Annotated in this window: 26 protein-coding genes and 1 other annotated feature; of the genes, 18 read left to right on the forward strand and 8 right to left on the reverse strand. The window is 57.9% G+C overall.

The window, feature by feature from the left end; translation table 11 throughout:
• Window positions 1-37: 37 nt before the first annotated feature.
• Window positions 38-757 (forward strand): purine-nucleoside phosphorylase, encoded by a 720-nt coding sequence (gene deoD, locus CW267_RS07630; RefSeq protein ID WP_002887789.1) that lies wholly within the window; start codon window positions 38-40, stop codon window positions 755-757.
• An 80-nt stretch (window positions 758-837) separates the two neighbouring features.
• On the opposite strand, the gene lplA is transcribed toward deoD, so the two are convergent.
• Both lplA and CW267_RS07640 read right to left on the reverse strand, forming a co-directional pair.
• Window positions 838-1,854: a lipoate--protein ligase LplA gene (gene lplA, locus CW267_RS07635; RefSeq protein ID WP_043875815.1), complete on the reverse strand. Its 1,017-nt coding sequence runs from the start codon at window positions 1,852-1,854 to the stop codon at window positions 838-840.
• Window positions 1,854-2,501: a YtjB family periplasmic protein gene (locus tag CW267_RS07640; protein WP_012542920.1), complete on the reverse strand. Its 648-nt coding sequence runs from the start codon at window positions 2,499-2,501 to the stop codon at window positions 1,854-1,856. Before CW267_RS07640 ends, lplA begins: the two co-directional genes overlap by 1 nt.
• Before the next feature lie 104 nt (window positions 2,502-2,605).
• Here CW267_RS07640 and serB point away from each other — a divergent pair, with 104 nt between their 5' ends.
• The 3 genes from serB to nadR are packed head-to-tail and all read left to right on the forward strand — an operon-like array spanning window position 2,606 to window position 6,223.
• Window positions 2,606-3,577, forward strand: a complete 972-nt coding sequence (serB, locus tag CW267_RS07650) for a phosphoserine phosphatase (protein WP_012542919.1) — start codon at window positions 2,606-2,608, stop codon at window positions 3,575-3,577.
• 9 nt (window positions 3,578-3,586) lie between these two features.
• Complete coding sequence (gene radA, locus CW267_RS07655; RefSeq protein WP_002887800.1) at window positions 3,587-4,969, forward strand: DNA repair protein RadA; 1,383 nt, start codon at window positions 3,587-3,589, stop codon at window positions 4,967-4,969.
• A 21-nt stretch (window positions 4,970-4,990) separates the two neighbouring features.
• On the forward strand, window positions 4,991-6,223 hold the full coding sequence (gene nadR / locus CW267_RS07660) for a multifunctional transcriptional regulator/nicotinamide-nucleotide adenylyltransferase/ribosylnicotinamide kinase NadR (protein ID WP_002887802.1): 1,233 nt from the start codon (window positions 4,991-4,993) through the stop codon (window positions 6,221-6,223).
• Between the two features lie 93 nt (window positions 6,224-6,316).
• Here the strand turns inward: nadR and ettA are convergent, their stop codons facing one another.
• A complete protein-coding gene (gene ettA / locus CW267_RS07665; RefSeq protein ID WP_012968984.1) occupies window positions 6,317-7,984 on the reverse strand; it encodes an energy-dependent translational throttle protein EttA in 1,668 nt (555 codons plus the stop codon).
• Window positions 7,985-8,212: 228 nt separating this feature from the next.
• Between ettA and sltY the strand changes: the two genes are divergently transcribed.
• Window positions 8,213-10,150, forward strand: coding sequence for a murein transglycosylase (sltY, locus tag CW267_RS07675; protein WP_086892916.1), 1,938 nt, complete (start codon window positions 8,213-8,215; stop codon window positions 10,148-10,150).
• Window positions 10,151-10,238: 88 nt separating this feature from the next.
• The gene (gene trpR / locus CW267_RS07680) at window positions 10,239-10,568 is read left to right on the forward strand and encodes a trp operon repressor (protein ID WP_012542918.1); all 330 of its coding nucleotides are present in this window, start codon (window positions 10,239-10,241) and stop codon (window positions 10,566-10,568) included.
• Here the strand turns inward: trpR and yjjX are convergent.
• Complete coding sequence (gene yjjX, locus CW267_RS07685) at window positions 10,555-11,070, reverse strand: inosine/xanthosine triphosphatase (RefSeq protein WP_008807517.1); 516 nt, start codon at window positions 11,068-11,070, stop codon at window positions 10,555-10,557. The genes trpR and yjjX overlap by 14 nt on opposite strands.
• 113 nt (window positions 11,071-11,183) lie before the next feature.
• On the opposite strand from yjjX, the gene gpmB reads away from it, so the two are divergent.
• Window positions 11,184-11,831 (forward strand): 2,3-diphosphoglycerate-dependent phosphoglycerate mutase GpmB, encoded by a 648-nt coding sequence (gene gpmB, locus CW267_RS07690; RefSeq protein WP_008807516.1) that lies wholly within the window; start codon window positions 11,184-11,186, stop codon window positions 11,829-11,831.
• Here the strand turns inward: gpmB and robA are convergent.
• On the reverse strand, window positions 11,828-12,697 hold the full coding sequence (robA, locus tag CW267_RS07695) for an MDR efflux pump AcrAB transcriptional activator RobA (protein WP_008807515.1): 870 nt from the start codon (window positions 12,695-12,697) through the stop codon (window positions 11,828-11,830). The two genes, gpmB and robA, sit on opposite strands and share 4 nt — an antisense overlap.
• Before the next feature lie 209 nt (window positions 12,698-12,906).
• On the opposite strand from robA, the gene creA reads away from it, so the two are divergent.
• Genes creA through creD form a run of 4 tightly spaced genes read left to right on the forward strand, consistent with a single transcriptional unit; the run spans window position 12,907 to window position 16,925 of the window.
• Window positions 12,907-13,380, forward strand: coding sequence for a protein CreA (gene creA, locus CW267_RS07700; RefSeq protein WP_012542917.1), 474 nt, complete (start codon window positions 12,907-12,909; stop codon window positions 13,378-13,380).
• A gap of 12 nt (window positions 13,381-13,392) precedes the next feature.
• The gene (gene creB, locus CW267_RS07705; RefSeq protein ID WP_008807513.1) at window positions 13,393-14,082 is read left to right on the forward strand and encodes a two-component system response regulator CreB; all 690 of its coding nucleotides are present in this window, start codon (window positions 13,393-13,395) and stop codon (window positions 14,080-14,082) included.
• Window positions 14,082-15,506 (forward strand): two-component system sensor histidine kinase CreC, encoded by a 1,425-nt coding sequence (creC, locus tag CW267_RS07710; protein ID WP_100781478.1) that lies wholly within the window; start codon window positions 14,082-14,084, stop codon window positions 15,504-15,506. The genes creB and creC overlap by 1 nt, the downstream gene beginning before the upstream one ends.
• Before the next feature lie 60 nt (window positions 15,507-15,566).
• Window positions 15,567-16,925, forward strand: coding sequence for a cell envelope integrity protein CreD (gene creD / locus CW267_RS07715; RefSeq protein ID WP_049162327.1), 1,359 nt, complete (start codon window positions 15,567-15,569; stop codon window positions 16,923-16,925).
• 62 nt (window positions 16,926-16,987) lie between these two features.
• On the opposite strand, the gene arcA is transcribed toward creD, so the two are convergent.
• Window positions 16,988-17,704, reverse strand: a complete 717-nt coding sequence (gene arcA / locus CW267_RS07720; RefSeq protein WP_002887843.1) for a two-component system response regulator ArcA — start codon at window positions 17,702-17,704, stop codon at window positions 16,988-16,990.
• A 95-nt stretch (window positions 17,705-17,799) separates the two neighbouring features.
• Between arcA and yjjY the strand changes: the two genes are divergently transcribed.
• The 7 genes from yjjY to CW267_RS07760 all read left to right on the forward strand — a co-directional run bounded on the left by yjjY (window position 17,800) and on the right by CW267_RS07760 (window position 24,556).
• On the forward strand, window positions 17,800-17,940 hold the full coding sequence (gene yjjY / locus CW267_RS07725; protein ID WP_001541509.1) for a protein YjjY: 141 nt from the start codon (window positions 17,800-17,802) through the stop codon (window positions 17,938-17,940).
• Window positions 17,941-18,336: 396 nt separating this feature from the next.
• Window positions 18,337-19,023: a tRNA/rRNA methyltransferase gene (locus tag CW267_RS07735; protein WP_008807510.1), complete on the forward strand. Its 687-nt coding sequence runs from the start codon at window positions 18,337-18,339 to the stop codon at window positions 19,021-19,023.
• Between the two features lie 211 nt (window positions 19,024-19,234).
• Window positions 19,235-19,303 (forward strand): thr operon leader peptide, encoded by a 69-nt coding sequence (gene thrL, locus CW267_RS07740; protein ID WP_004222578.1) that lies wholly within the window; start codon window positions 19,235-19,237, stop codon window positions 19,301-19,303.
• Window positions 19,242-19,359 (forward strand) — a sequence feature (Thr leader region). It overlaps the preceding gene by 62 nt.
• 25 nt (window positions 19,360-19,384) lie before the next feature.
• Window positions 19,385-21,847: a bifunctional aspartate kinase/homoserine dehydrogenase I gene (gene thrA / locus CW267_RS07745; protein WP_008807509.1), complete on the forward strand. Its 2,463-nt coding sequence runs from the start codon at window positions 19,385-19,387 to the stop codon at window positions 21,845-21,847.
• A gap of 1 nt (window position 21,848) precedes the next feature.
• Complete coding sequence (gene thrB / locus CW267_RS07750) at window positions 21,849-22,778, forward strand: homoserine kinase (RefSeq protein ID WP_008807508.1); 930 nt, start codon at window positions 21,849-21,851, stop codon at window positions 22,776-22,778.
• Window positions 22,779-22,781: 3 nt separating this feature from the next.
• A complete protein-coding gene (gene thrC, locus CW267_RS07755) occupies window positions 22,782-24,062 on the forward strand; it encodes a threonine synthase (protein ID WP_008807507.1) in 1,281 nt (426 codons plus the stop codon).
• Window positions 24,063-24,256: 194 nt separating this feature from the next.
• Window positions 24,257-24,556, forward strand: coding sequence for a DUF2502 domain-containing protein (locus CW267_RS07760; RefSeq protein WP_012968980.1), 300 nt, complete (start codon window positions 24,257-24,259; stop codon window positions 24,554-24,556).
• Window positions 24,557-24,595: 39 nt separating this feature from the next.
• On the opposite strand, the gene yaaA is transcribed toward CW267_RS07760, so the two are convergent.
• Together yaaA and CW267_RS07770 are read right to left on the reverse strand one after the other, a co-directional pair.
• A complete protein-coding gene (gene yaaA / locus CW267_RS07765) occupies window positions 24,596-25,369 on the reverse strand; it encodes a peroxide stress protein YaaA (protein WP_012968979.1) in 774 nt (257 codons plus the stop codon).
• A gap of 77 nt (window positions 25,370-25,446) precedes the next feature.
• Entirely contained in the window at window positions 25,447-26,877 is a 1,431-nt protein-coding gene (locus CW267_RS07770) for an alanine/glycine:cation symporter family protein (protein WP_016160272.1), read from the reverse strand.
• Window positions 26,878-26,990: the final 113 nt, after the last annotated feature.

Raw genomic sequence — 26,990 nt, forward strand, 5'->3', positions numbered from 1 at the left:
CCACCCGGCAAAAACAACAATGTAAAAGGAACTGAAGATGGCAACTCCTCACATTAACGCAGAAATGGGCGATTTCGCTGACGTCGTTTTGATGCCGGGCGACCCGCTGCGCGCGAAGCACATTGCAGAAACCTTCCTTGAAGACGTGCGTGAAGTGAACAACGTGCGCGGCATGCTGGGCTTCACCGGTACTTATAAAGGCCGCAAAATCTCCGTGATGGGCCACGGGATGGGTATCCCGTCCTGCTCAATCTACACCAAGGAGCTGATCACCGATTTCGGCGTGAAGAAAATCATCCGCGTGGGCTCCTGCGGCGCGGTGCGTGAAGATGTCAAACTGCGTGACGTGGTGATCGGCATGGGCGCGTGCACCGACTCTAAAGTGAACCGTCTGCGTTTCAAAGACCATGATTTCGCGGCAATTGCCGATTTCGGCATGGTGCGTAACGCGGTAGACGCGGCGAAAGCGCTGGGCGTTGACGCGCGCGTAGGCAACATCTTCTCCGCTGACCTGTTCTATACGCCAGACCCGTCCATGTTCGACGTGATGGAAAAATACGGCATCCTGGGCGTGGAAATGGAAGCGGCCGGGATCTACGGCGTGGCGGCAGAATTCGGCGCGAAAGCGCTGACCATCTGCACCGTCTCCGACCACATCCGTACTCACGAGCAGACCACTGCCGCTGAGCGTCAGACGACCTTCAACGATATGATCAAAATCGCACTGGAATCGGTACTGCTGGGCGATAAAGAATAAGACCTGTTGTGCCGGGTGGCGGCTTCGCCTGACCCGGCCTACGGTTTTCCAGGCCCGCTAAGCGCAGCGGGCTTTTTTTATTAGCGCACCGCGCCGGCCATCCACGCCGACAGTTCTTTGAGTTCCGCTTCCTGCTCCGGGAAATCGCCGACCAGCGCCTCACACTGCTGCTGCAAGACTTCCGCCCGATACTGACAGCCAACTAAGCGTGCCGCCAGGGCCTCCAGCGGCGCCGGGTTCAGGCTATCGGTAAAGGCTTGTGCGCGGGTGATATGGCCTTTCTCGACATCAAAATGCAGCTCAACGCCGCCCCAGCGAAAGCGCTCGTCCAGCAGATGAGAGAAGGCCGGCGCCTGGCCGAAGTTCCACTCCCAACTGCTCTGGCGGGCGAAGGTCTCAGCAAAATTCGGCAGGTCCGGCGTGTTGTCAGGGGAGATCACCTCGGCGTCCACCCGTTCGCCGTAATGGTTGAAGAACGCCTCCTGAATCGCCTCGCAAATGTGCTGATGGGTAATGCCCGGCAGCAGCTCAACCAGGTTCGCCACGCGACCTCGCACCGAGGTAATGCCTTTGGCCTGTAGCTTTTTCTGGTCCGGGTTAAGGTAGTTAGCGAGGCGACTTAAATCGGCATTCAGCAGCAGGGTGCCGTGATGGAAACCGCGGTCGATGGTTTCGCGATAGGCGGAACCAGACACCTTGCGATCGCCGCTGTCGGTTTTGACCACCAGATCGTTGCGCCCGGAGGCTTCGGCGGTTACGCCGAGTGAATTGAGCGCCGCCAGCACGATAGCGGTGGAGACGGTTTTGTCGTACTCCGGTTTGCCTGCCATAAAGGTAAAGCAGGTATTGCCGAGGTCGTGGAACACCGCGCCGCCGCCGCTGCTGCGACGGGCCAGCCGCACGTGATCTTCCTCCATGCGGCGAGTATTACACTCCTTCCACGGATTCTGCGCGCGGCCGATGACCACGGTATCGGCATTGCGCCACAGGAACAGCACCCGCTGGGTGGCGGGCATCTGGCGGAAAATACACTCCTCGACCGCCAGGTTGAACCACGGGTCGTAAGAGTCAGAGAGCAGGAGGCGCAATGTGGACATTATAGATTTCCTTTCTTTTCATCGTCTTCATCCTCAACCGGCTTGTTGGCGGTGAGCAGGAAGGGCGATTGCTGCCAGCGGGTGCGTTTGCCCTGCAGCAGCGTGCGGGTTAGCACCACGCCGATAGCCAGGGACAGCAACAGCATCAGGCGTAATATATTGGTGGTATTATCCACCTGCTTCGCCTCGGTCGCCAGGGTATGAGTATCGAGGGTCAGACGCAGGTAGCCCAGCGGGCCGTTTTTTCCCGGAACCGGCTCGACAATCTGCTGGTTGAAGTAGCCGCCGGCTTTTTTGCCATCCAGCGCCAGCCGGTCGCGAACCTCGACGCTTTCGCCAGAGCGTGCCACCAGGTCGCCCTGTTCGTCATACACGCCGGCGTCCAGTACGCGGCTGTTATGGGTCAGCTGCGTCAACAGTTGATTAATGCGCTTCTCGTCCGGTGTTTCGCTGCGCATCAGCGGCACGAGATTCAGTACCACCTGCTGCGCCAGCGTGCGGGCCAGCTCTTCCAGCTGCGGATTGCGTTGTTTCTGACTGTTCTGACTGAACCACGAGGCGCCCTGCATCAGTGCGACGAGCAGCGCCAGACAGATAAGGACAATGACCGCACGATGCAGCCGGAATTTCAGTTTTGCGCGAACCATATTCCACCTTTGAAAATTTGCAGCTTAATGTTGCCAGAAGCGCTGGTTACAAGGTAGCCTCATGCGTTATTTTCCTCGCCTGAATGAAGAGATGTGGAGCCGTAATGCCTAACAGTTTGACCTGGTGCGACCTGCCTGAAGACGTTTCCCTGTGGCCTGGGTTGCCGCTTTCCCTGAGCGGCGATGAGGTCATGCCGCTGGATTATCACGCCGGGCGCAGCGGCTGGCTGCTGTATGGTCGCGGTCTGAATAAGCGCCGTCTGACGGACTGGCAGCGCGAGCTGGGCGCCGCGTTAGTGATCGTTGCCTCCTGGGTGGTCGAGGATTACCAGGTGATCCGCCTGGCCGGTTCGCTGACTCCCCGTGCGACGCGACTGGCGCATGAGGCGGGGCTGGACGTCGCGCCATTGGGTAAAATCCCCCATCTGCGCACCCCGGGCCTGCTGGTGATGGACATGGACTCCACGGCGATCCAGATCGAATGCATCGATGAGATTGCGAAACTGGCCGGCACCGGCGAGCTGGTCTCGGAAGTGACCGAGCGGGCGATGCGTGGGGAGCTGGACTTCACCGCCAGCCTGCGCCAGCGCGTGGCGACACTGAAAGATGCGGATGCCACTATTTTGCTGCAGGTGCGCGACGCGCTGCCGCTGATGCCGGGCCTGGCACAGCTGGTGCTCAAGCTGGAAACGTTAGGCTGGAAAGTGGCGATCGCCTCCGGCGGCTTCACCTTCTTTGCGGAGTACCTGCGCGACAAGCTACATCTCGACGCGGTGTTCGCCAATGAACTGGAGATCCGCGACGGCAAGCTCACCGGCAACGTGCTCGGCGATATCGTCGATGCGAAATATAAAGCCAATACGCTGCGCAAGCTGGCGGAAAAGTATGAGATCCCAACGGCGCAAACCGTGGCTATCGGTGACGGCGCCAACGACCTGCCGATGATTAAGGCGGCAGGCCTCGGCATCGCCTATCACGCGAAGCCTAAAGTGAATGAACAGGCGGAAGTAACTATCCGCCACGCTGACCTGATGGGGGTATTCTGTATTCTCTCGGGCAGCATGAACCAAAAGTAAGAGGTAAACGTGGCGAAAGCTCCAAAACGCGCATTTGTCTGTAATGAATGTGGTGCGGATTATCCGCGCTGGCAGGGGCAGTGCAGCGCCTGCCATGCCTGGAACACCATCACCGAGATGCGCATCGCCGCGTCGCCGCAGGTGGCGAGAAACGAGCGTCTTTCAGGCTATGCCGGTAACGCCGGCGTGTCGAAGGTGCAGAAGCTGTCAGATATCAGCCTGGAGGCGCTGCCGCGTTTCTCCACCGGCTTTAAAGAGTTTGACCGCGTGCTGGGCGGCGGCGTAGTGCCGGGCAGCGCGATCCTGATTGGCGGCAACCCCGGCGCCGGGAAATCGACGCTGCTGCTGCAAACCCTCTGCAAACTTGCGGAGGGGATGAAAACCCTGTACGTCACCGGGGAGGAGTCCCTGCAACAGGTGGCGATGCGCGCCCATCGTCTCGGGTTGCCGACGGCCAACCTGAACATGCTCTCGGAAACCAGCATTGAGCAGATCTGTCAGATCGCCGATGAAGAAAAGCCGCAGCTGATGGTGATCGACTCCATCCAGGTGATGCATATGGCCGACGTGCAGTCGTCGCCGGGCAGTGTCGCCCAGGTACGTGAAACCGCGGCTTATTTGACGCGCTTTGCTAAAACTCGCGGCGTGGCGATTGTGATGGTCGGCCACGTCACCAAAGATGGCTCGCTGGCCGGTCCGAAGGTGCTGGAGCACTGTATCGACTGCTCGGTGCTGCTGGACGGGGATGCCGATTCCCGTTTCCGCACGTTACGTAGCCACAAAAACCGCTTTGGCGCGGTCAATGAACTCGGCGTTTTCGCCATGACCGAGCAGGGCCTGCGCGAAGTCAGCAACCCCTCCGCTATCTTCCTTAGCCGGGGAGATGAAATCACCTCCGGCAGTTCGGTGATGGTGGTCTGGGAAGGGACCCGCCCGCTGCTGGTGGAGATCCAGGCGCTGGTGGATCACTCGATGATGTCCAACCCGCGCCGCGTGGCGGTGGGGCTGGAACAGAACCGTCTGGCGATCCTGCTGGCGGTGCTGCATCGTCACGGCGGCCTGCAGATGGCCGATCAGGACGTCTTCGTCAACGTGGTTGGCGGGGTGAAGGTCACCGAAACCAGCGCTGACCTGGCGCTGCTGCTGGCGATGGTTTCCAGCCTGCGCGATCGCCCGCTGCCGCAGGATCTGGTGGTCTTTGGCGAAGTCGGGCTGGCCGGGGAAATTCGCCCGGTGCCGAGCGGTCAGGAGCGTATATCCGAAGCGGCGAAGCATGGTTTCCGCCGCGCCATCGTCCCGGCGGCCAATGTGCCGAAAAAAGTACCGGAAGGCATGCAAATCTTTGGTGTGAAAAAGCTTTCAGACGCGCTAAGCGTTTTTGACGACTTATAATAAGTTAAAAGGAGATTAGCGATGTCGTCATTTGACTATTTAAAAAGCGCCATTAAGCAGAAAGGTTGTACCCTGCAGCAGGTGGCGGAAGCCAGCGGAATGACCAAGGGGTATCTCAGCCAGCTGCTGAATGCCAAAATCAAAAGCCCGAGCGCGCAGAAGCTTGAAGCGCTGCATCGTTTCCTCGGGCTGGAGTTTCCCCGCCGGCAGAAAAGCGTCGGCGTGGTGTTTGGTAAGTTTTACCCGCTGCATACCGGGCATATCTATCTGATACAGCGCGCCTGTAGCCAGGTCGATGAGCTACATATCATCATGGGCTATGACGATACCCGCGACCGCGAGCTGTTTGAAGAGAGCGCCATGTCGCAGCAGCCGACGGTGCCTGACCGCCTGCGCTGGCTGCTGCAGACCTTTAAATATCAGAAGAATATTCGCATCCACGCCTTCAATGAAGAGGGGATGGAGCCCTATCCGCATGGCTGGGACGTCTGGAGCCATGGGATCCGCGCTTTTATGAGTGAAAAAGGGATCGAGCCGAACCGGATCTATACCTCGGAAGAGGCCGATGCGCCGCAGTACCTTGAGCATCTGGGGATCGAGACGGTGCTTATCGATCCTAAGCGGACCTTTATGAATATTAGCGGCGGGCAGATCCGCGAGAACCCGTTCCGCTACTGGGAATATATTCCGACGGAAGTGAAACCGTTCTTTGTGCGGACGGTGGCGATCCTCGGCGGCGAGTCGAGCGGTAAATCGACGCTGGTCAATAAGCTCGCCAATATCTTCAATACCACCAGCGCCTGGGAGTATGGTCGGGATTATGTCTTTTCGCATCTTGGCGGCGATGAGATGGCGCTCCAGTATTCGGATTACGATAAAATTGCCCTCGGACATGCGCAGTATATTGATTTTGCAGTGAAATACGCCAACAAGGTGGCGTTTATCGATACCGACTTCGTCAGCACTCAGGCCTTCTGCCTGAAGTACGAGGGGCGTGAGCACCCGTTCGTGCAGGCGCTGATTGATGAATACCGTTTCGACCTGGTGATCCTGCTGGAGAACAATACCCCGTGGGTGGCCGATGGGTTACGCAGCCTTGGGAGTTCGGTGGATCGTAAAGAGTTTCAGTCGCTGCTGGTGTCGCTGCTGAAAGAGAACGAGATCGAGTTTGTCCATGTTAAGGAGTCGGACTACGATGCCCGGTTCCTGCGCTGCGTTGAGCTGGTGAAACAGCTGATGGGCGAGCAGGGGTAGGGGCTCTGCGGGCTGTTGCCCTCACCCCAACCCTCTCCCGGTGGGAGAGGGAGCAAACAATAAAAAAGGCAACCGAAGTTGCCTTTTTGCGTTTTATTTCGCGATACGCTTGTACTTGATTCGCTTCGGCTCCAGCGCGTCGGCGCCGAGGGTGCGTTTCTTATACTCTTCGTATTCGGTAAAGTTACCTTCGAAGAACTCAACCTTACCTTCATCCTGGTAATCCAGAATGTGGGTGGCAATACGGTCAAGGAACCAGCGGTCGTGCGAGATAACCATCGCGCAGCCCGGGAACTCCAGCAGGGCGTTTTCCAGCGCGCGCAGGGTTTCGATATCCAGATCGTTGGTTGGTTCATCGAGCAGCAGGACGTTACCGCCGACCTGCAGCAGTTTCGCCAGGTGCAGACGACCACGCTCACCGCCGGACAGCTCGCCAACGCGTTTACCCTGGTCGACGCCTTTGAAGTTAAAGCGGCCCACGTAGGCGCGGCTCGGCATCTCGGTGTTGCCGATCTTCATGATATCCAGGCCGCCGGATACTTCTTCCCACACGGTCTTGCTGTTGTCCATCGCGTCGCGGAACTGATCGACGGAGGCCAGCTTAACGGTTTCACCCAGGGTGATGGTGCCGGAATCTGGCTGCTCCTGGCCGGACATCATACGGAACAGGGTGGATTTACCCGCGCCGTTCGGACCGATGATGCCGACGATAGCGCCTTTCGGTACCGAGAAGCTCAGATCGTCAATCAGCACGCGGTCGCCGTAGGATTTGCGCAGATGGCTGACTTCCAGAACTTTATCGCCCAGACGCGCGCCTGGCGGAATGAACAGTTCGTTAGTCTCGTTGCGTTTCTGGTATTCGACGTTGTTAAGCTCTTCAAAGCGCGCCAGACGGGCTTTGCCCTTAGACTGACGGCCTTTCGCGCCCTGGCGAACCCACTCGAGCTCTTTCTCGATGGATTTACGACGCGCCGCTTCCTGAGAAGCTTCCTGCGCCAGACGCTGATCTTTCTGCTCCAGCCAGGAGGAGTAGTTGCCTTCCCACGGAATACCTTCGCCGCGGTCAAGTTCGAGGATCCAGCCGGCGACGTTATCGAGGAAGTAACGGTCGTGGGTAATCGCCACCACGGTGCCTTCGAAATCGTGCAGGAAGCGTTCCAGCCAGGCGACGGACTCGGCGTCCAGGTGGTTAGTCGGTTCGTCGAGCAGCAGCATATCTGGTTTTTCCAGCAGCAGGCGGCACAGCGCGACGCGGCGGCGTTCACCACCGGAAAGATTCGCGATTTTCGCATCCCAGTCCGGCAGGCGCAGGGCATCGGCCGCGCGCTCCAGCTGCACGTTCAGGTTGTGGCCGTCGTGCGCCTGGATAATCTCTTCGAACTTGCCTTGCTGGGCGGCAAGCTTATCGAAGTCCGCATCCGGCTCGGCGTATTTGGCATACACTTCGTCCAGACCCTTCAGCGCGTTAACCACTTCGGCGACCGCTTCTTCAACGGACTCGCGCACGGTGTGCTCCGGGTTGAGCTGCGGCTCCTGCGGCAGGTAGCCGATTTTGATGCCAGGCTGCGGACGTGCTTCACCTTCGATCTCGGTGTCGATACCGGCCATGATGCGCAGCAGGGTAGACTTACCGGCGCCGTTCAGACCGAGCACACCGATTTTCGCGCCAGGGAAGAAGCTGAGGGAGATATTTTTCAAAATATGACGTTTCGGCGGAACCACTTTGCCGACACGATGCATGGTATAAACGAATTGAGCCACGTTGGACTTCGCCTCTTTCTATTTTGATAGATAGTTCAAAGCCGAAGTGTAGCCTTTTTCGCGCGCTAATCCCAGCGAGGCGACAGGATTCACAGAAGCGTAAAAAAATGTCCAGGACATGGCGCGTTTAGCGTTGTCTGATTAGCATAAGTAAAGCTGCCTGCCGAACCGGCGGGGGCTTTTAAGCGGCACGATGCTGCGAAAATGCACCGGAAAGAGGAAGAGCTTGTGGAAAAAGCCAAAAAAATGGCGTGGCGTCTTTTGGCTGCCAGCGTTGGTCTGTTGACGTTGAGTCAGCTGGCGCATGCGGATTCACTGGATGAACAGCGCAACCGCTACGCACAAATTAAGCAGGCGTGGGATAACCGGCAGATGGATGTAGTCGACCAGCTGATGCCCACGTTAAGCACCTATCCCCTGTACCCCTATTTGCAGTACCGGCAGATCACCGACGATCTGATGAACCAGCCGGCGCTGGTGGTGAAAAACTTTATTGACGCCAATCCGACGCTGCCCCCGGCGCGTTCATTACGTTCGCGCTTCGTGAATGAGCTGGCCCGGCGCAGCGACTGGCGCGGCCTACTGGCGTTTAGTCCCGATAAGCCGACCAGCACCGAGGCACAGTGCAACTATTACTACGCCAAGCTGAGCGTGGGGCAGTCGCAGGAAGCCTGGAGCGGGGCGAAAGACCTGTGGCTGACGGGCAAGAACCAGCCTGGCGCCTGTGAGCCGCTGTTCAGCGCCTGGCGCGACTCCGGACAGCAGGATCCGCTGGCCTATCTCGAACGGATCCGCCTGGCGATGAAGGCCGGCAATATCGGGCTGGTCAAATCGCTGGCTCAGCAAATGCCCGGCAACTATCAGAGCATCGCTTCCGCCGTCGTCGCCCTGGCTAACGATCCAAATAGTGTTCTGACCTTCGCCCGCACCACCGGGGCGACGGACTTTACCCGCCAGATGGCCGCCGTCGCCTTCGCCAGCGTCGCCCGTCAGGATGTGGAAAATGCCCGCCTGATGATCCCTTCGCTGGTGCAGGCTCAGCAGCTCAATGAGGATCAGACTCAGGAGCTACGTGATATTGTCGCCTGGCGCCTGATGGGTACCGATGTAACCGAAGAGCAGGCTATCTGGCGCGATGACGCGATCATGCGCTCACAGTCCACGCCGCTGGTGGAGCGGCGCGTGCGGATGGCGCTGGGGACGGGCGATCGCCATGGTCTGAACACCTGGCTGGCGCGCCTGCCGATGGAGGCGAAAGAGAAAGACGAATGGCGCTACTGGCAAGCGGATCTGCTTCTGGAGCGCGGTAGGGACGAGGAGGCGCAGGCGATCCTTCGCTCGTTGATGCAACAGCGAGGCTTCTATCCGATGGTCGCTGCGCAGCGACTTGGCGAGGAGTATACCTTCCGCATCGATAAAGTCTCGGGAACGATCGATCCGGCGCTGGCTTCCGGTCCGGAGATGGCGCGGGTACGCGAGCTGATGTACTGGAATATGGATAACACCGCGCGCACCGAATGGGCGAACCTCGTCACCAGCCGAACCAAATCCCAGCAGGCGCAGCTGGCGCGTTACGCTTTTGATCAGCACTGGTGGGATCTGAGCGTGCAGGCGACGATCGCCGGCAAACTGTGGGATCAGCTGGAGGAGCGCTTCCCGCTGGCGTATAACGATCTGTTCGCGCGTTACATCAGTGGCAAAGATATCCCGCAGAGCTATGCGATGGCGATTGCCCGCCAGGAGAGTGCCTGGAACCCGAAAGTGCGCTCGCCGGTTGGTGCCAGCGGACTGATGCAGATTATGCCGGGCACCGCGACGCATACCGTCAGCATGTTCAGCATTCCCGGCTACAGCGGCCCGTCGCAGCTGTTGGATCCGGAAACCAACATCAACATCGGCACCAGCTATCTGCAGTATGTCTACCAGCAGTTCGGCAATAACCGTATCTATGCCTCGGCGGCCTATAACGCCGGGCCGGGCCGGGTTCGTACCTGGCAGGGGAACAGCGCCGGACGGATCGATGCGGTGGCGTTTGTCGAGAGTATTCCGTTCTCGGAAACCCGCGGCTACGTGAAGAATGTCCTCTCCTATGATGCCTACTATCGTTACTTTATGGGGCAGCAGGATAAGCTCTTCAGCGATGCGGAGTGGCGGCAGCGTTACTGATCGCCGGGAAGTATGTTATGCTTTGTACTCGTTGAAGAGTACATTCGACGGGCAGCGTAAGCTGCCCGTCTCAATATGGTGGCGCGATATGACCCAACAATCTCCTTATTCCGCGGCCGTTGCCGAACAACGTCATCAGGAGTGGCTGCGCTTTGTGGCGCTGTTACAGCAGGCCTATGCTGAGGATCTGCATCTGCCATTGCTGCAGCTGATGCTGACCCCCGACGAGCGCGAAGCGCTGGGCACCCGGGTGCGCATTATTGAAGAGCTGCTGCGCGGCGAGATGAGCCAGCGCGAGCTGAAAAATGAGCTCGGCGCCGGGATTGCGACCATTACCCGCGGGTCGAACAGCCTGAAATCAGCGCCGGCCGAACTGCGTCAGTGGCTGGAACAGACGCTGCTGACTAGCGATAAATAGCGTTATGAAACGGGCTTAACGCCAGCACGACCGCCTGATGGTAAACGCTGCTGCGGGTTAATTTTCCACCGGTGAAAACCCCAATCGCTCCCTCTTTACGACCGATCTGGTCGATGCCGGTATACTGCGACATGACCGGTCCCAGGGCTTCACCAGCGCGAACCTGCTCAAGAATTACCTCAGGTAACGGCAGTGTGGCTGAGCGCGCTTCTCCGCGCCGATCAGCGCTTTCAATGACCACCCAGCTAAAGGTGCTGCCATCGTCGATACCGGCCTCAATGGCCACCCAGAAATCGGCACTGGGTTGGACAAGACGCGCATTGGCGACGCGATTTCGTGCGCCAGCGCGCGTTTCCTCGCTGCCGAAGGGCTGTTCCGGCACGCCGCTCTCGACGGAGACGGACTCAATATGGCAGGATCCTTCGCCGAAAATCTCGTTAAAAGCCTGCAGAATTGCCTGAATTTTGGCGGGATTAGTGGTCGCTGAGACAACATGGTGCATAATCAAAACAACTCAGAATAAACTAACGTCATCGCAGTATACTCTAAATCACCCTCAGGGCAGGCGGTAATGCCCAAACCCGGTTGATAACGAGTCCAGAACGGAAAAAAAGCATGTTACAGGTATACCTTGTTCGCCACGGTGAAACGCAGTGGAACGCCGAGCGACGTATTCAGGGTCAGTCCGATAGCCCGCTGACCGCACACGGTGAGCGCCAGGCCTGGCAGGTTGGCGAGCGCGCCAGAACGCTGGGGATCACCCATATTATTACCAGCGATCTGGGACGAACCCGCCGCACAGCAGAGATTATCGCCGAAGCCTGCGGCTGCAGCGTGATCGCCGATGCGCGTCTGCGCGAGCTGGATATGGGGGTGCTGGAGAAGCGCCATATCGACTCGCTCAGCGACGAAGAAGAGGGCTGGCGTCGCCAGCTGGTCAACGGCACGCCGGATGGCCGTATTCCGCAGGGCGAATCGATGCAGGAGCTCAGCGAGCGGATGCATGCGGCGCTGGCATCCTGTCTGGAATTACCGGCCGGTAGCCGACCGCTGCTGGTGAGTCATGGGATTGCGCTGGGCTGCCTGGTAAGCACGATTTTAGGGCTGCCGGCATACGCTGAGCGTCGTTTGCGACTGCGCAACTGCTCTATCTCGCGCGTTGACTATCAGCAAAGCCCGTGGCTGGCTTCCGGCTGGGTGGTGGAAACGGCGGGCGACGTCTCGCATCTTGACGCCCCCGCGATGGACGAGCTGCAGCGTTAACGACGAATCGGGATCAGATACTCGCAGCGTAACTGAATCGGCGTAGCCTGATCCCGGTTTTCATCTTCAGGGTAGAAGCGTTCAATATCCAGCCCCTTGCGACGGGTCAGGTTTAGCATCGGCATGCAGGTACCGTAGACCGTCAGGATGAATTCCTGCAGGCCGGTGCCCAGTCCTTCATACGTGAACATGACATACTCGCCGCCCTCCAGGGTGACCGGGTGGGCGTTCTGCAGATGACCATTAGCCATCTCCGGCGTCAACGCGGTGGTATAGAACACTTCCTGCTCATCGTCTTTCTCCAGGCTCGGACGCGGCTCATGCAGCCCGTAGAGCACCGGAGGGATCGACGGCGAATTGCCGAGGAAGTCCCGCCAGAACTGGACGCGCATCTGGTTGCGGAAATCGGAGATTTCCTCGAGCTTACAGGTATAGCTCTGGGTGACGCCGAGCAACTGAGTGGTGGGCAGGGCGACAAATTCATGTTTTGGCAGCGTGAATTCGCCAAGACGCAGCGGCGGACGCATACCGAACGAGCTCCAGTCCGGGGAGCGGCGGTAGAGCGCCGGCGTCAGCGAGAACTGCTTTTTAAATGCCCGGGTGAAGGTCTGCTGGGAGTCGAAACGGTATTGAAGCGCAATATCAAGGATTGGACGGGCGGTTAGACGTAATGCGACAGCAGATTTCGATAACCGGCGCGCGCGAATATAGGCACCGATGGCATGGCCGGTGACATCCTTAAACATTCGCTGTAAATGCCACTTGGAATAACCTGCCTTCGCCGCCACATTGTCCAGAGAAAGCGGCTGATCCAGGTGACCTTCCAGCCAGCTAAGGAGATCGCGAATAATCCCTGCTTGATCCATAAAATGTCCCCATCCTTAAACACAGGTGCCTGATATTAAAGTAGCGGATAATAGCATTTTTTGATGTTTTAGCATTCAGTGTTTTTTTTGCTTTTAAATGCGGAAGGTCAGTGGAGCTGAACGATAATTTTGTAAAGCTGTGATCTATAAACCTTTTCTGCTAAGTGCGTGATAATCACTCAGCTATATTTTTTAATAATGGTAACAATATGAAATACAAGAAGTTTGCGATGGGCCTGCTGCTGCTGGCCGGCTGCCAGATGGCTCAGGCGGAGCAGATTGGTTCCGTGGATACGGTCTTCAAATGGTTAGGGCCGGATCACAAAATTGTCGTCGAAGCCTTTGACGATCCGGATGTGCAGAACGTGACCTGCTATATCAGCCGGGCGAAAACCGGCGGGATCAAAGGCGGGTTGGGGCTGGCGGAAGATACCTCCGACGCGGCCATCTCCTGCCAGCAGGTCGGGCCGATTGAGCTGACGGACAAAATCAAAAACGGCAAAAGCCAGGGTGACGTGGTGTTCCAGAAGCGCACCTCGCTGGTGTTTAAAAAACTGCAGGTCGTGCGCTTCTATGATGCCAAGCGCAATGCGCTGGTCTATCTGACCTACTCGGATAAAGTGGTTGATGGCTCGCCGAAGAACGCCATCAGCGCCGTGCCGATCATGCCATGGAATAAATAAACGGGAGCGCGCATGCAGCAGCCACGGATTTGGTTAGTCGAGGATGAACAGAGTATCGCTGATACCCTGGTTTACCCGCTGCAGCAGGAGGGCTTCCAGGTCACCGTCTTTGGCCGCGGGTTGCCCGCGCTGGAGGCGGCGGCGCATCAGGCGCCCGATGTCGCCATCCTTGACGTCGGCTTGCCGGATATCAGCGGCTTTGAGCTCTGTCGGCGCATGCTGACGCGTTATCCGGCGCTGCCGGTGCTGTTTCTGACGGCGCGGAGCGACGAGGTCGATAAGCTGCTGGGGCTGGAAATCGGCGCTGACGATTATATCGCCAAGCCGTTTTCGCCGCGCGAAGTCTGCGCGCGGGTGCGAACCGTGCTGCGGCGACTGCAGAAGTTTGCCGCGCCTTCGCCGGTGGTGCGCGTCGGCGAGTTTGTGCTCGATGAGCAGGCGGCGTCGATAAGCTGGTTCGGCCAGCCGCTGAACCTGACGCGCTACGAATTCCTGCTGTTGAAAACCCTGCTTCACGCGCCTGGTCGCGTCTTCTCCCGTCAGCAATTGATGGAGCTGGTGTGGAGCGATGCCTGGGAAAGCCTCGACCGTACCGTCGATACCCATATCAAAACCCTGCGCGCCAAGCTGCGGGCCGTGAATCCCGAGGTTACGCCGATCAATACCCATCGCGGCATGGGCTACAGCCTGGGGCGTGGCTGATGCGTATCGGCATGCGCCTGCTGCTGGGCTATTTTCTTATCGTCGCTATCGCCGCGTGGTTTGTGCTGTCGATCTTTGTCCAGGAAGTGAAGCCAGGCGTGCGCGGGGCGACGGAGGGGACCCTCAACGATACCGCCACGCTGCTGGCGGCGCTGGCGCGTGAGGACCTGCTGGCGGCAAATCCGCAGCAGGGCAGGCTGGCTCAGGCCTTTCAACGGCTCAACCAGCAGCCGATCAACGCCCATATTGGCGGAATTAAAAAGGTGCGTAATGAGTACCGTGTCTATCTGACCGATGCCAGGGGCAAGGTGGTGTTTGACTCCAGCGGACAGGCGACAGGGCAGGACTATTCGCGCTGGAATGATGTTTGGCTCACCCTGCGCGGCCAGTACGGCGCGCGTAGTACGCGCAGCGATCCGCATGATGAAACCAGCTCAGTCATGTATATCGCCGCGCCAGTGATGGATAAGGGGCGGATTATCGGGGTGTTGAGCGTCGGTAAACCCAACCTGGCGATGACGCCGGTCATCAAGCGCAGCGAACGGCGGATCCTCTGGGCCGGCGGCGCCCTGCTGGGCATTGCGTTGTTGATTGGCGTCGGCGTCGTCTGGTGGATCAATTTCTCTATCGGCAAGCTGGTGCGCTATGCGGACTCGGTGACCGCTGAGCGCCCGCTGCCGCTGCCGGAGGTTGGCAGCAGCGAATTGCGCAAGCTGGCCCAGGCCCTGGAGAGCATGCGGGTAAAGCTCGAAGGTAAGAATGCCATCGAAAACTATGTCTATGACCTGACCCATGAACTGAAAAGCCCGCTGGCGGCCATCCGCGGCGCGGCGGAGATCCTGCGCGAAGGGCCGCCGCCTGCTGTGGCGGCGCGGTTTACTGATAATATCCTCGCGCAAAACACCCGGATGCAACTGCTGGTGGAGCGGCTGCTCCACCAGGCGCGACTGGAAAGCCGGCTGGAGATAAAGCCGCAGCCGGTGTCGATAGATGCGCTATACCAACGGCTGACGGAGGAGCGTGACATCGCTCTGGCGGCGAAAGCTATCACCCTGCGCTGGCGGGAGAGTGGGATGCTGGTCAATGGCGATGGCGAGCTGCTGGCCCAGGCGCTGGGTAATCTGCTCGACAACGCGATTGACTTTACCCCCAAGGGCGGCGAGATCGCCCTGGCTGCGGAGAAGCGAAATGAAGAGGTGCAATTGAGCGTTATCGACAACGGGTGCGGTATTCCGGACTATGCCCTGGAACGAATCTTTGAGCGATTCTACTCGCTACCGCGCGAAGACGGCCATAAGAGCAGCGGCCTGGGACTGGCGTTCGTTCGTGAAGTCGCGCGCCTGCATCACGGCGATATCAATCTGCACAATCGGCCCGAAGGCGGCGTGGTCGCCACGCTGCGACTTCACCGTCCCTTCACATAGCTTCAAATTCCCCCCACATAGCCGCTCTACAGTGAGGCCATCACGATAGGGAGAAAGGCTATGTTGAAATCACCGTTATTCTGGAAAATCACCACGTTAATCGGTTGTGTTGTGCTGTTATCTTTGCCGTTAATGATGGTCAGGGAGCTTATTAATGAGCGGGCGGATTATCGTAGCGAAGTGGTGGACGCCATTGAGCAAAGCACCAGTGGTTCGCAAAAACTTGCCGGGCCGCTGATCGCTATTCCGATAACCGAGACCCTGACCCGCATGGAGAACCAAAAAGAGGTCAACTATCAGCGGAGCTGGGTGTATTACTGGCTGCCGGAGTCGCTGGCGGTCACCGGCAAACAGACCGTGGAGTCGAGGAGGGTGGGCATCTACAGCGGCCAGGTCTGGCATAACGCCTTGCAGATTAAGGCCTCGTTTGATCCGCTGCGTCTGGCGGCGCTGAGAAAAACGAATATCGTCTTAGGCCAGCCGCGGCTGGTGGTGAGCGTCGGCGATGCCCGCGGTATTGGCGCCATCCATGCCCCGGAGGTCAACGGTAACGTATTAAGCGTGGAGCCGGGGCTGGGGATAAGCGGCGATGGCGCAGGTATTCATATGCCAATGCCTGCGCTGGCGGAGGACAACAAGCCGCTTGAGATTGCCTTTTCACTCGATCTGAACGGGACGGGAGAGTTTTCACTGGTGCCGATCGGGCGTAACAGCGAGCTGCAGTTAACCAGTAACTGGCCGCATCCCGGCTTTCTCGGCAGCTTCCTGCCAACGCAACGGGAAGTGAGTGCTGCCGGCTATCGCGCCCACTGGCAAAGCAGCTGGTTCGCCAACGATATGGGGAGCTATTTTAAGGATGATATGGAGATCCCGTGGTCGCGACTGCCGGCGTTCAGTGCCGATGTGATGTCGCTTGCCGACCAGTACCAGCTAACCGATCGGGCGACAAAATATGCCATCCTGTTAATCGGGCTCACCTTTATGGCTTTTTTCGTGTTCGAGAGCCTGACCCGTCATCCCCTGCACCCGATGCAGTATCTGCTGGTGGGCCTGTCGCTGGTGCTGTTTTACCTGGTGCTGCTGGCGCTCTCGGAGCACGTTGGATTTACCGCCGCCTGGCTGGCGGCCAGCCTGTCCGGCGCGGTGATGAACGGGGTCTATTTACAGGCAGTGCTCAGGGGATGGCGTAACAGCCTGCTGTTTGTCGCCGCGCTGCTGCTGCTGGATGGTGTGATGTGGTTTCTGCTGCATTCCGAGGACAGCGCGCTACTGCTGGGTACCGGGGTACTGGTACTGGCGCTGAGCGTCCTGATGTTTTTGACCCGCCGGGTGGACTGGTATGCGTTATCCTTACCGAAAGGCAGTGCGCCCCCGCCGCCGGCTGCCGATGACGACAAACTGCGCCTCTGGAAAGAGTGACGACATAAAAAAACGGCGCCCTGAGGCGCCGTTTTCACATCATGGCTACGGAATAAAACGCATTATTCCTGCAGATCGCCACAGAAACGGTAGCCTTCACCGTGAATGGTGGCGATGATTTCCGGGGTATCCGGAGTGGATTCGAAGTGTTTACGAATCCGACGAATGGTCACGTCAACGGTACGGTCATGCGGCTTCAGCTCGCGACCGGTCATTTTCTTCAGCAGCTCGGCGCGAGACTGAATTTTGCCCGGGTTTTCGCAGAAGTGCAGCATCGCGCGGAATTCACTGCGCGGCAGCTTGTACTGCTCGCCGTTCGGGCTCACCAGTGAGCGGCTGTTGATATCGAGTTCCCAACCATTGAACTTGTAGCTCTCCACGCTGCGGCGCTCTTCGCTCACGGTACCGAGATTCATGGTACGGGAGAGCAGGTTGCGCGCGCGGATGGTCAGCTCACGCGGGTTAAACGGTTTAGTGATATAGTCGTCAGCGCCGATTTCGAGGCCAAGGATCTTATCCACTTCGTTGTCGCGGCCGGTTAAGAACATCAGCGCGACGTCAGCCTGCTCACGCAACTCGCGCGCCAGCAGAAGACCATTTTTACCCGGCAGGTTGATATCCATGATTACCAGGTTGATATCATTTTCAGACAGGATCTGATGCATTTCCGCGCCATCGGTCGCTTCGAATACATCGTAACCTTCTGCTTCGAAAATACTTTTTAACGTGTTGCGTGTTACCAACTCGTCTTCAACGATAAGAATGTGCGGGGTCTGCATGTTTGCTACCTAAATTGCCAACTAAATCGAAACAGGAAGTACCAAAGTCCCTGACCTGCCTGCTGCATGTCGCAAATTAACATGCGCGGCGTAACATGACTAAAGTACGTAATTGCGTTCTTGATGCACTTTCCATCAACGTCAACAACATCATTAGCTTGGTCGTGGGTACTTTCCCTCTGGACCCGACGGTGTCAAAAACGGCTGTCATCCTAACCATTTTAACAGCAACATAACAGGCTAAGAGAGGCCGAACACCCAATAAAACTACGCTTCGTTGACATATATCAAGTTCAATTGTAGCACGTTAACAGTCTTGTGAAATCATTGCATCGTCATGCTCTTTATAGTCACAATCCTTACACAGCTCAACTAGTTGCGTGGATAAATTAATAAATACAGTGAATCCAATGCATGGAACGATGGCTCAGATGAAATTTCATTGCCCATCATATGGATAAATGGGTTCTGTTAACATACTCCTCGTCATGGCCTCCTGAGAACAGTTTAGATTTTTTTATGGGTAAGCAAACGCAATTTTAGTGATTTTTGTTGCAAATTTGTAAATTTTCACCGCGTAAAATGGTGGGGCCAGCGCTTCGCCAACGCCTGAGAGAGAGAAAGAAACCGCAATGCGTTTAACGATTATTTTAGTCGCCCCAGCCCGGGCAGAAAACGTCGGTGCCGCTGCCAGAGCAATGAAAACGATGGGATTTCGCGATCTCAGGATCGTGGACAGTGAAGCCCACCTGGCGCCAGCGGCACGCTGGGTGGCGCATGGCTCAGGTGACATCCTCGATGGCGTCACTACCTATCCAACCCTTGCTGCGGCGCTGCACGACGTCGATTTTACCGTCGCCACCACCGCCCGCAGTCGCGCGCGGTTTCACTACTACGCCACGCCGCAGCAACTGTTGCCGCTGCTGGAGGAGAAGGCGCAGTGGATGACGCACGCGGCGCTGGTTTTTGGCCGTGAAGACTCCGGGTTGAGCAATGAGGAGCTGGCCCTGGCCGATGTGCTCACCGGCGTGCCGATGGTAGCGGATTATCCATCGCTCAATCTCGGCCAGTCGGTGATGGTCTACTGTTATCAATTAGCATCGCTTATGCAACAAACGGCTCCCGCCGCCGCCGCGGCAGATCATCATCAGCTGCAGGCGTTACGCATCCGCACCGAGGCATTGCTTTCGCGTTTAGGCGTGGAAGAGGATGCCAAACTGGCCGACTGGCTGGCGCAACGAATGGGGCTGCTGCAGCAGCGCGACACGGCAATGTTGCATCGATTGCTGCATGATATTGAAAAAAACCTGCCAGAATAAAGCTCTGTCGTATTTTTTGTTTATAGTTATCTGTGCTGTTTTTGTGGGCTGAATTCCGCCGAACTGGATGTTTTTTCTTGCCATGACGGCGCAATACGTAAGCTGGCTGAAATGGGGTTAATTGAGAAATTCATTGACTTAAGAAGGCAGATACTTTAACCAATATAGGCAGGACACACAGACAGATAAAAATACAGAGTACACAACATCCATGAATCGCATCGGCATGATTACCACCATTATCACCACCACCATTACCACAGGTAACGGTGCGGGCTGACGCGTACAGGAAACACAGAAAAAAGCCCGCACCTGAACAGTGCGGGCTTTTTTTTTGACAAGAGATCAAGGGGTAAGAACCATGCGAGTGTTGAAGTTCGGCGGTACATCAGTGGCAAATGCGGAACGTTTTCTGCGGGTTGCCGATATTCTGGAGAGTAATGCCAGGCAGGGGCAGGTAGCGACCGTACTGTCTGCCCCGGCGAAGATCACCAACCACCTGGTGGCGATGATTGAAAAAACGATCGGTGGCCAGGATGCCCTTCCGAATATTGCCGACGCTGAACGCATTTTTGCCGAACTTCTCCAGGGCCTTGCCGATGCCCAGCCCGCTTTCCCGCTTGCCCAACTGAAAGCCTTCGTTGAGCAGGAATTTGCTCAGATTAAGCATGTCCTGCACGGCATCAGCCTGCTGGGCCAATGCCCGGATGGGGTTAATGCCGCGCTGATCTGCCGTGGCGAAAAGCTCTCCATCGCCATCATGGCGGGTCTGCTGGAAGCCCGTGGACATAAAGTCAGTGTGATTAACCCGGTCGAAAAACTGCTCGCCGTGGGCCACTATCTGGAATCCACCGTCGATATCGCCGAATCCACCCGCCGCATTGCCGCCAGCCAGATCCCGGCAGACCATATGATCCTGATGGCCGGATTTACCGCCGGCAATGAGAAGGGCGAACTGGTGGTGCTGGGGCGTAACGGCTCCGACTATTCGGCGGCGGTACTGGCCGCCTGCCTGCGCGCGGACTGTTGCGAAATCTGGACCGATGTCGACGGGGTGTATACTTGCGATCCGCGCCAGGTGCCAGATGCGCGTCTGCTGAAATCAATGTCTTATCAGGAGGCGATGGAGCTCTCCTACTTTGGCGCGAAAGTGCTGCATCCGCGCACCATTGCCCCTATCGCTCAGTTTCAGATCCCATGCCTGATCAAAAATACCGGCAACCCGCAGGCGCCGGGAACGCTCATCGGCGCCAGTCGCGATGAAGACGACCTGCCGGTGAAAGGCATCTCTAACCTCAACAATATGGCGATGTTCAACGTCTCCGGTCCGGGGATGAAAGGCATGGTCGGCATGGCGGCACGCGTCTTCGCCACCATGTCCCGCGCTGGCATCTCGGTGGTATTGATCACCCAATCCTCTTCGGAGTACAGCATCAGTTTCTGCGTGCCGCAGAGCGATTGCGCGCGTGCCAAACGGGCGATGGAAGATGAGTTTTATCTCGAGCTGAAAGAGGGGCTGCTGGAGCCGCTGGCCATTATGGAGCGTCTGGCCATCATCTCCGTGGTGGGCGACGGGATGCGTACCCTGCGCGGTATCTCGGCGAAATTTTTTGCGGCGCTGGCCCGCGCCAATATCAATATCGTGGCGATTGCCCAGGGCTCTTCCGAGCGCTCTATTTCGGTGGTGGTCAGCAATGACGACGCCACCACCGGCGTGCGCGTGACCCATCAGATGCTGTTCAACACCGACCAGGTGATTGAAGTGTTTGTCATCGGCGTCGGCGGCGTCGGCGGCGCGCTGCTGGAGCAGATCAAGCGCCAGCAGGGATGGCTGAAGAACAAACATATCGATCTGCGCGTCTGCGGTGTAGCCAATTCTCAGGCGCTGCTGACCAGCGTTCATGGCCTGAATCTGGAGAACTGGAGTGAAGCGCTGGCTGAGGCGAAAGAGCCGTTTAATCTTGGCCGTCTGATCCGCCTGGTGAAAGAGTACCACCTGCTCAATCCGGTGATCGTCGACTGTACCTCCAGCCAGGCGGTCGCCGATCAGTACGCCGACTTCCTGCGCGAAGGTTTCCATGTGGTGACGCCGAACAAAAAGGCCAATACCTCTTCGCTGGATTACTATCACCAGCTGCGCCATGCGGCCAGCAGCTCGCGCCGTAAGTTCCTCTATGACACTAACGTTGGCGCTGGCCTGCCGGTGATTGAGAACCTGCAGAACCTGCTCAACGCCGGCGATGAGCTGCGCCACTTCTCCGGGATCCTTTCCGGCTCTCTGTCCTTTATCTTCGGCAAGCTGGACGAGGGGGTGAGTTTCTCAGCCGCGACGGCGCTGGCCCGTGAGATGGGGTATACCGAGCCGGATCCGCGCGACGATTTATCCGGGGTGGATGTCGCGCGTAAACTGTTGATTCTGGCCCGTGAGACCGGGCGTGAACTGGAGCTGTCAGACATTATCGTCGAGTCGGCGCTGCCAGCGGACTTCGACGCCAGCGGCGACGTCGAAACCTTTATGGCCCGTCTGCCCTCGCTGGACGATGGGTTTGCCTCGCGGGTTGCTAAGGCACGTGATGAAGGTAAAGTCTTGCGCTACGTCGGTAACATCGAAGAGGATGGTACCTGCCGCGTGAAAATTGCCGCCGTTGACGGCAACGATCCGTTATTCAAAGTCAAAAATGGTGAGAACGCGCTGGCCTTTTACAGCCACTATTATCAGCCACTGCCGCTGGTGCTGCGCGGCTATGGCGCCGGGAACGACGTCACGGCGGCCGGCGTATTTGCCGACCTGCTGCGCACCTTGTCCTGGAAGTTAGGAGTTTAAGATGGTCAAAGTATATGCCCCGGCTTCCAGTGCCAATATGAGCGTCGGGTTTGATGTGTTGGGCGCGGCGGTCACGCCGGTGGATGGCACGCTGCTGGGCGATAACGTCACTGTTGAAGCGGCGGAGCAATTCAGTCTGCACAATCTGGGACGCTTCGCCAGCAAACTGCCGACGGCGCCGCAGGAAAACATTGTTTATCAGTGCTGGGAAAGCTTTTGCCGGGAGATCGGTAAGACGGTACCGGTGACGATGACCCTGGAAAAAAACATGCCGATCGGCTCCGGGCTCGGCTCCAGCGCCTGCTCGGTGGTCGCCGCGCTGGTGGCCATGAACGAGTTCTGCGGTAAGCCGCTCAACGAGACGCGGATGCTGGCGCTGATGGGGGAGATGGAAGGGCGTATCTCCGGCAGCATTCACTACGATAACGTGGCGCCGTGCTATCTTGGCGGCATGCAGTTGATGATCGAAGAGAACGGGATTATCAGCCAGCAGGTGCCGGGGTTTGATGAGTGGCTGTGGGTGTTGGCCTATCCGGGGATTAAAGTATCCACTGCAGAAGCGCGGGCGATTCTGCCGGCACAATACCGCCGCCAGGATTGTATCGCCCATGGTCGCCACCTCGCGGGCTTTATTCATGCCTGCTACACCCGCCAGCCGCAGCTGGCGGCAAAATTGATGAAAGATGTCATTGCCGAACCGTACCGTACCAAACTGTTGCCGGGCTTTAGCGAAGCGCGCCAGGCGACAATGGAGATCGGTGCGCAGGCTTGCGGCATCTCCGGCTCTGGCCCGACGCTGTTTGCGTTGTGTGATAAACCGGACACCGCACAGCGCGTCGCCGACTGGCTTGGCGCGCACTATCTGCAGAATCAGGAAGGCTTTGTTCATATTTGCCGGCTGGACACGGCGGGCGCACGCGTAGTGGGATAACCAATGAAACTGTATAACTTAAAAGATCATAACGAGCAGGTCAGCTTTGCGCAGGCCGTCACCCAGGGACTTGGCAAGCATCAGGGTCTGTTCTTTCCGCACGATCTGCCGGAATTCAGCCTGACTGAAATCGACGACATGCTGGCGCAGGATTTTGTCACCCGCAGCGCCAAAATTTTATCGGCCTTTATCGGCGATGAGATCCCGCAGGATGTCCTGCAGCAGCGGGTGCGCGCAGCGTTTGCGTTTCCGGCGCCAGTAAGCAAGGTTCAGGACGATGTCGGCTGCCTGGAGCTGTTCCACGGCCCGACGCTGGCGTTTAAAGATTTTGGCGGCCGCTTTATGGCGCAGATGCTGACCCATATCGCCGGCGATAAGCCGGTCACCATTCTCACCGCAACCTCCGGCGACACCGGGGCGGCGGTGGCGCATGCCTTCTACGGTCTGCCGAACGTCAAGGTCGTGATCCTCTATCCGCGCGGTAAGATCAGCCCGCTGCAGGAGAAGCTGTTCTGTACCCTCGGCGGCAACATTGAAACCGTGGCGATTGATGGCGACTTTGATGCCTGCCAGGCGCTGGTGAAGCAGGCGTTTGACGATGAAGAGCTGAAGGCCACGCTGGGGCTCAACTCGGCTAACTCCATCAACATCAGCCGCCTGCTGGCTCAGATCTGCTACTACTTCGAAGCGGCGGCGCAACTGCCGCAGGAAGCTCGCAATCAGCTGGTGATTTCCGTGCCAAGCGGCAACTTCGGCGATCTGACCGCTGGTCTGTTGGCCAAGTCGCTGGGTCTGCCGATTAAGCGCTTTATTGCCGCCACCAACGCGAACGACACCGTTCCCCGTTATCTGCAGGGCGGCGAGTGGGCGCCAAAAGCTACCCAGGCGACGCTGTCTAACGCCATGGACGTCAGCCAGCCGAACAACTGGCCGCGCGTCGAGGAGCTGTTCCGCCGTAAAATCTGGCGCCTGAGCGAGCTGGGTTACGCCGCGGTCGATGATGAGACCACCAAAGCGGCGATGCGCGAGCTGAAGGCCATCGGCTACATCTCTGAGCCGCACGCGGCGATTGCCTGGCGCGCGCTGCGCGATCAGCTGCAGCCGGGAGAGTACGGCCTGTTCCTCGGTACCGCGCATCCGGCGAAATTCAAAGAGAGCGTGGAAGAGATCCTGCAGGAAACCCTGCCGCTGCCGAAGGAGCTGGCTGACCGCGCCGACCTGCCGCTGCTGTCCCACAATCTGCCGGCGGATTTCGCCGCGTTGCGTAAGCTGATGATGGGCTAGTATTGTCGTTCATCCACCAGCTAAACCGGGCCTGGTGCCCGGTTTTTTTACGCTCGAAGATGGAGATATTGTGTACGAACGAGCAATAAATGCGGCGCACTCTAGATTCAGATTGCAGAGAATAATCAGAATAGTTTTGTGGCGTTAATATTTTGCTATCGGCCCATAACGGGGACGGATAGAAGAGGTCACTTATGACAACGCTGAAATCTGCTTTGCTGGCACTTTCTATATTGCTGGTCGCTCCTGCGTTGGTTCATGCCGACGAAATCACCCTGCTCCCGGCGGTGAAGCTGCAAATCGGCGATCGCGATGATTATGGGCACTACTGGGATGGCGATCATTGGCGCGATCGTGACTGGTGGGCTCACCATTATGACTGGCGTGACGATCGCTGGCGCCCGCATGATGATTATCGCCACCATGATCGCGATGATGATGACGATCAAGGCCATCATGGCCATGGGCACGAGCGGCATCACCACGACGACTGATCATCTTTGCCCCCGCTGAGAGGCCGGGGGCATCGAGGCCTACTGCTCGTGGCGTTTAAACACCAGCTCACCTTTCTCCGAAGCCTCCGCATCAAAGAAATAGCCTTCGCTATTAAAGGCTTTGAGCTGCTCCGGCTGGGTTAAGCGGTTTTCGATAATGTAGCGACTCATCAGACCGCGCGCCTTTTTCGCATAGAAGCTGATCACTTTGAATTTACCGTTTTTCTCATCGAGGAAGACCGGCTTGATCAGCTGACCCTGCAATTTTTGCGTTTTCACCGATTTAAAATACTCATCGGAAGCCAGATTGATGACGATATCGTCGCCCTGAGCCTGCAGCGCCTGATTCAGCTTCTCGGTAATGGTCTCGCCCCAGAACTGGTACAGATCTTTGCCGCACGGGTTTTCCAGACGGATCCCCATCTCCAGGCGGTAGGGCTGCATCAGGTCCAGCGGGCGCAGCACGCCATACAGGCCGGAGAGCATGCGCAGGTGTCGCTGGGCGAAGTCAAAGTCGTCCTCGGTGAGCGTCTCTGCCTGCAGGCCGGTGTAGACATCGCCCTTAAAGGCAAGGATCGCCTGGCGGGCATTTTGCGGCGTAAAGTCAGGATGCCAGTCGTGGAAACGGGTGGCGTTCAGATCCGCCAGCTTGTCGCTAATGCTCATTAGCTTGCCGATTTGCGGCGCGGTCAGCTTACGAGCGATGCCGATAAGCTGTTGAGAATACTCGAGGAGTTCGGGCTGGGTATAGCGAGTCGTTGCCAGCGGGCTTTGATAATCGAGCGTTTTAGCAGGTGAAATCAGAATCAGCATATCCAGTCCTTGCAGGTAATTTCGACGAATTTTAACAAAAAAAGTGCATGGTGGGAGCGATAGCTGCGATTGCCGCGCTATTCGCGCGGCAGTTCATTCCAGGCGCCCGGGGCCAGTTGCTGGTGAATATCCGGGTAGCGGGCGGCATCGAAAGTGGGCTGGATACCCAGCCGCCGCTGGCGCAGATAATCGCTGGCGATAATCCGCACCGTCGGGGAAAGCAGCAGGATGGCCGTCAGGTTGGTCATCGCCATCAGCGCCATGATGATATCCGCGCTCTGCCAGACGACAGGCAGGCTTACCAGGGTCCCCAGCAGCACCATCAGGACGGTGAGTATTCGCAGCCCCCAGATGTAGCGAGGCTTATCCAGACGCAGAAAGACCAGATTATTTTCCGCATACACGTAGTTGGCCACAATAGAGCTAAAGGCGAACAGCAGCACGATGAGGGCGATAAAATCGGCTCCCCAGCCGCCGACCAGCACGCTCATCGCGTGTTGCAAGTCCTGAATGCCATTGAGCGTATATTCATTGTCGGGGCGCGGCGCCAGCATGACGATAATCGCGCTGGCAGTACAGATCACGATGGTATCGATAAACACGCCAATCATCTGCACGATCCCCTGCGCTGCCGGGTGCGGCGGCCAGGAGGCGGCGGCCGCGGCGGCGTTAGGCGAAGAACCCATCCCTGCTTCATTGGAGAACATGCCGCGCTGGAAGCCACTGGTCAGTGCCTGGCTGATGGAGTAGCCCACCGCGCCGGCGGCGGCTTCCTGCCAGCCGAAGGCGCAGCGAAAGATGGTGGCAAAAATGGTCGGCAGGGCGGTGACGTGCCACAGGCCGATGAGCAGGCTGGTGGCGATCCACAGCAGCGCCATGATGGGCACCAGCCACTGCATCAGGCGCGCCACGCCGCGCAGGCCACGGAGAATGGCCAGGAAAACGAAAATGGCCAGCACGCCGCCGCTGACTGCCGCTGGCAGATCGAACGCATAGTGCAGGGCATGGGCCACCGAGTTGGCCTGCACGGTGTTAAAGATAAATCCATAGGCCAGCAGCAGGAGGATCGAAAACAGAACGCCCATCCAGCGCATGCCGAGACCGCGCGCCATATACCACGCCGGGCCACCGCGAAACTGTCCCTGGCTGTCGCGCTCTTTGTATAGTTGCGCAAGAGAACACTCAGCGAAGCTGCTGGCCATGCCGAGCAGGGCGGAAACCCACATCCAGAATACGGCCCCAGGCCCGCCGGCGGCGATCGCCAGCGTCACCCCGGCAAGGTTGCCGCTGCCGACCCGGGCGGCAAGACTGGTACAGAGCGCCTGGAAGGATGTTAAACCGCCCGGCTGCGGGTGCAGGCTTTTTTTCAGACTGCGGCCGAATTTGCGCACGTAACGGAACTGAATACCCCGGGTTTGCCAGCTAAACCAGATCCCCGCCCCCAGTAACAGATAAATCATCACTGAGCCCCAGAGTATTTCATTGATAAATGAGAGAAAATCAGGCATTAAACATCCTCTTGTCCATGCCGGTACGCTTGTGTAAGCGTTACCAATTAAGTGACAATCCTTTCGCTTTCAGCAAATTAAGCGGCACAGTTTATCACACTCTGCGCTCTTCT

The sequence above is a fragment of the Klebsiella sp. X1-16S-Nf21 genome (assembly GCF_002837615.1).
Lineage (GTDB): Bacteria > Pseudomonadota > Gammaproteobacteria > Enterobacterales > Enterobacteriaceae > Klebsiella > Klebsiella variicola.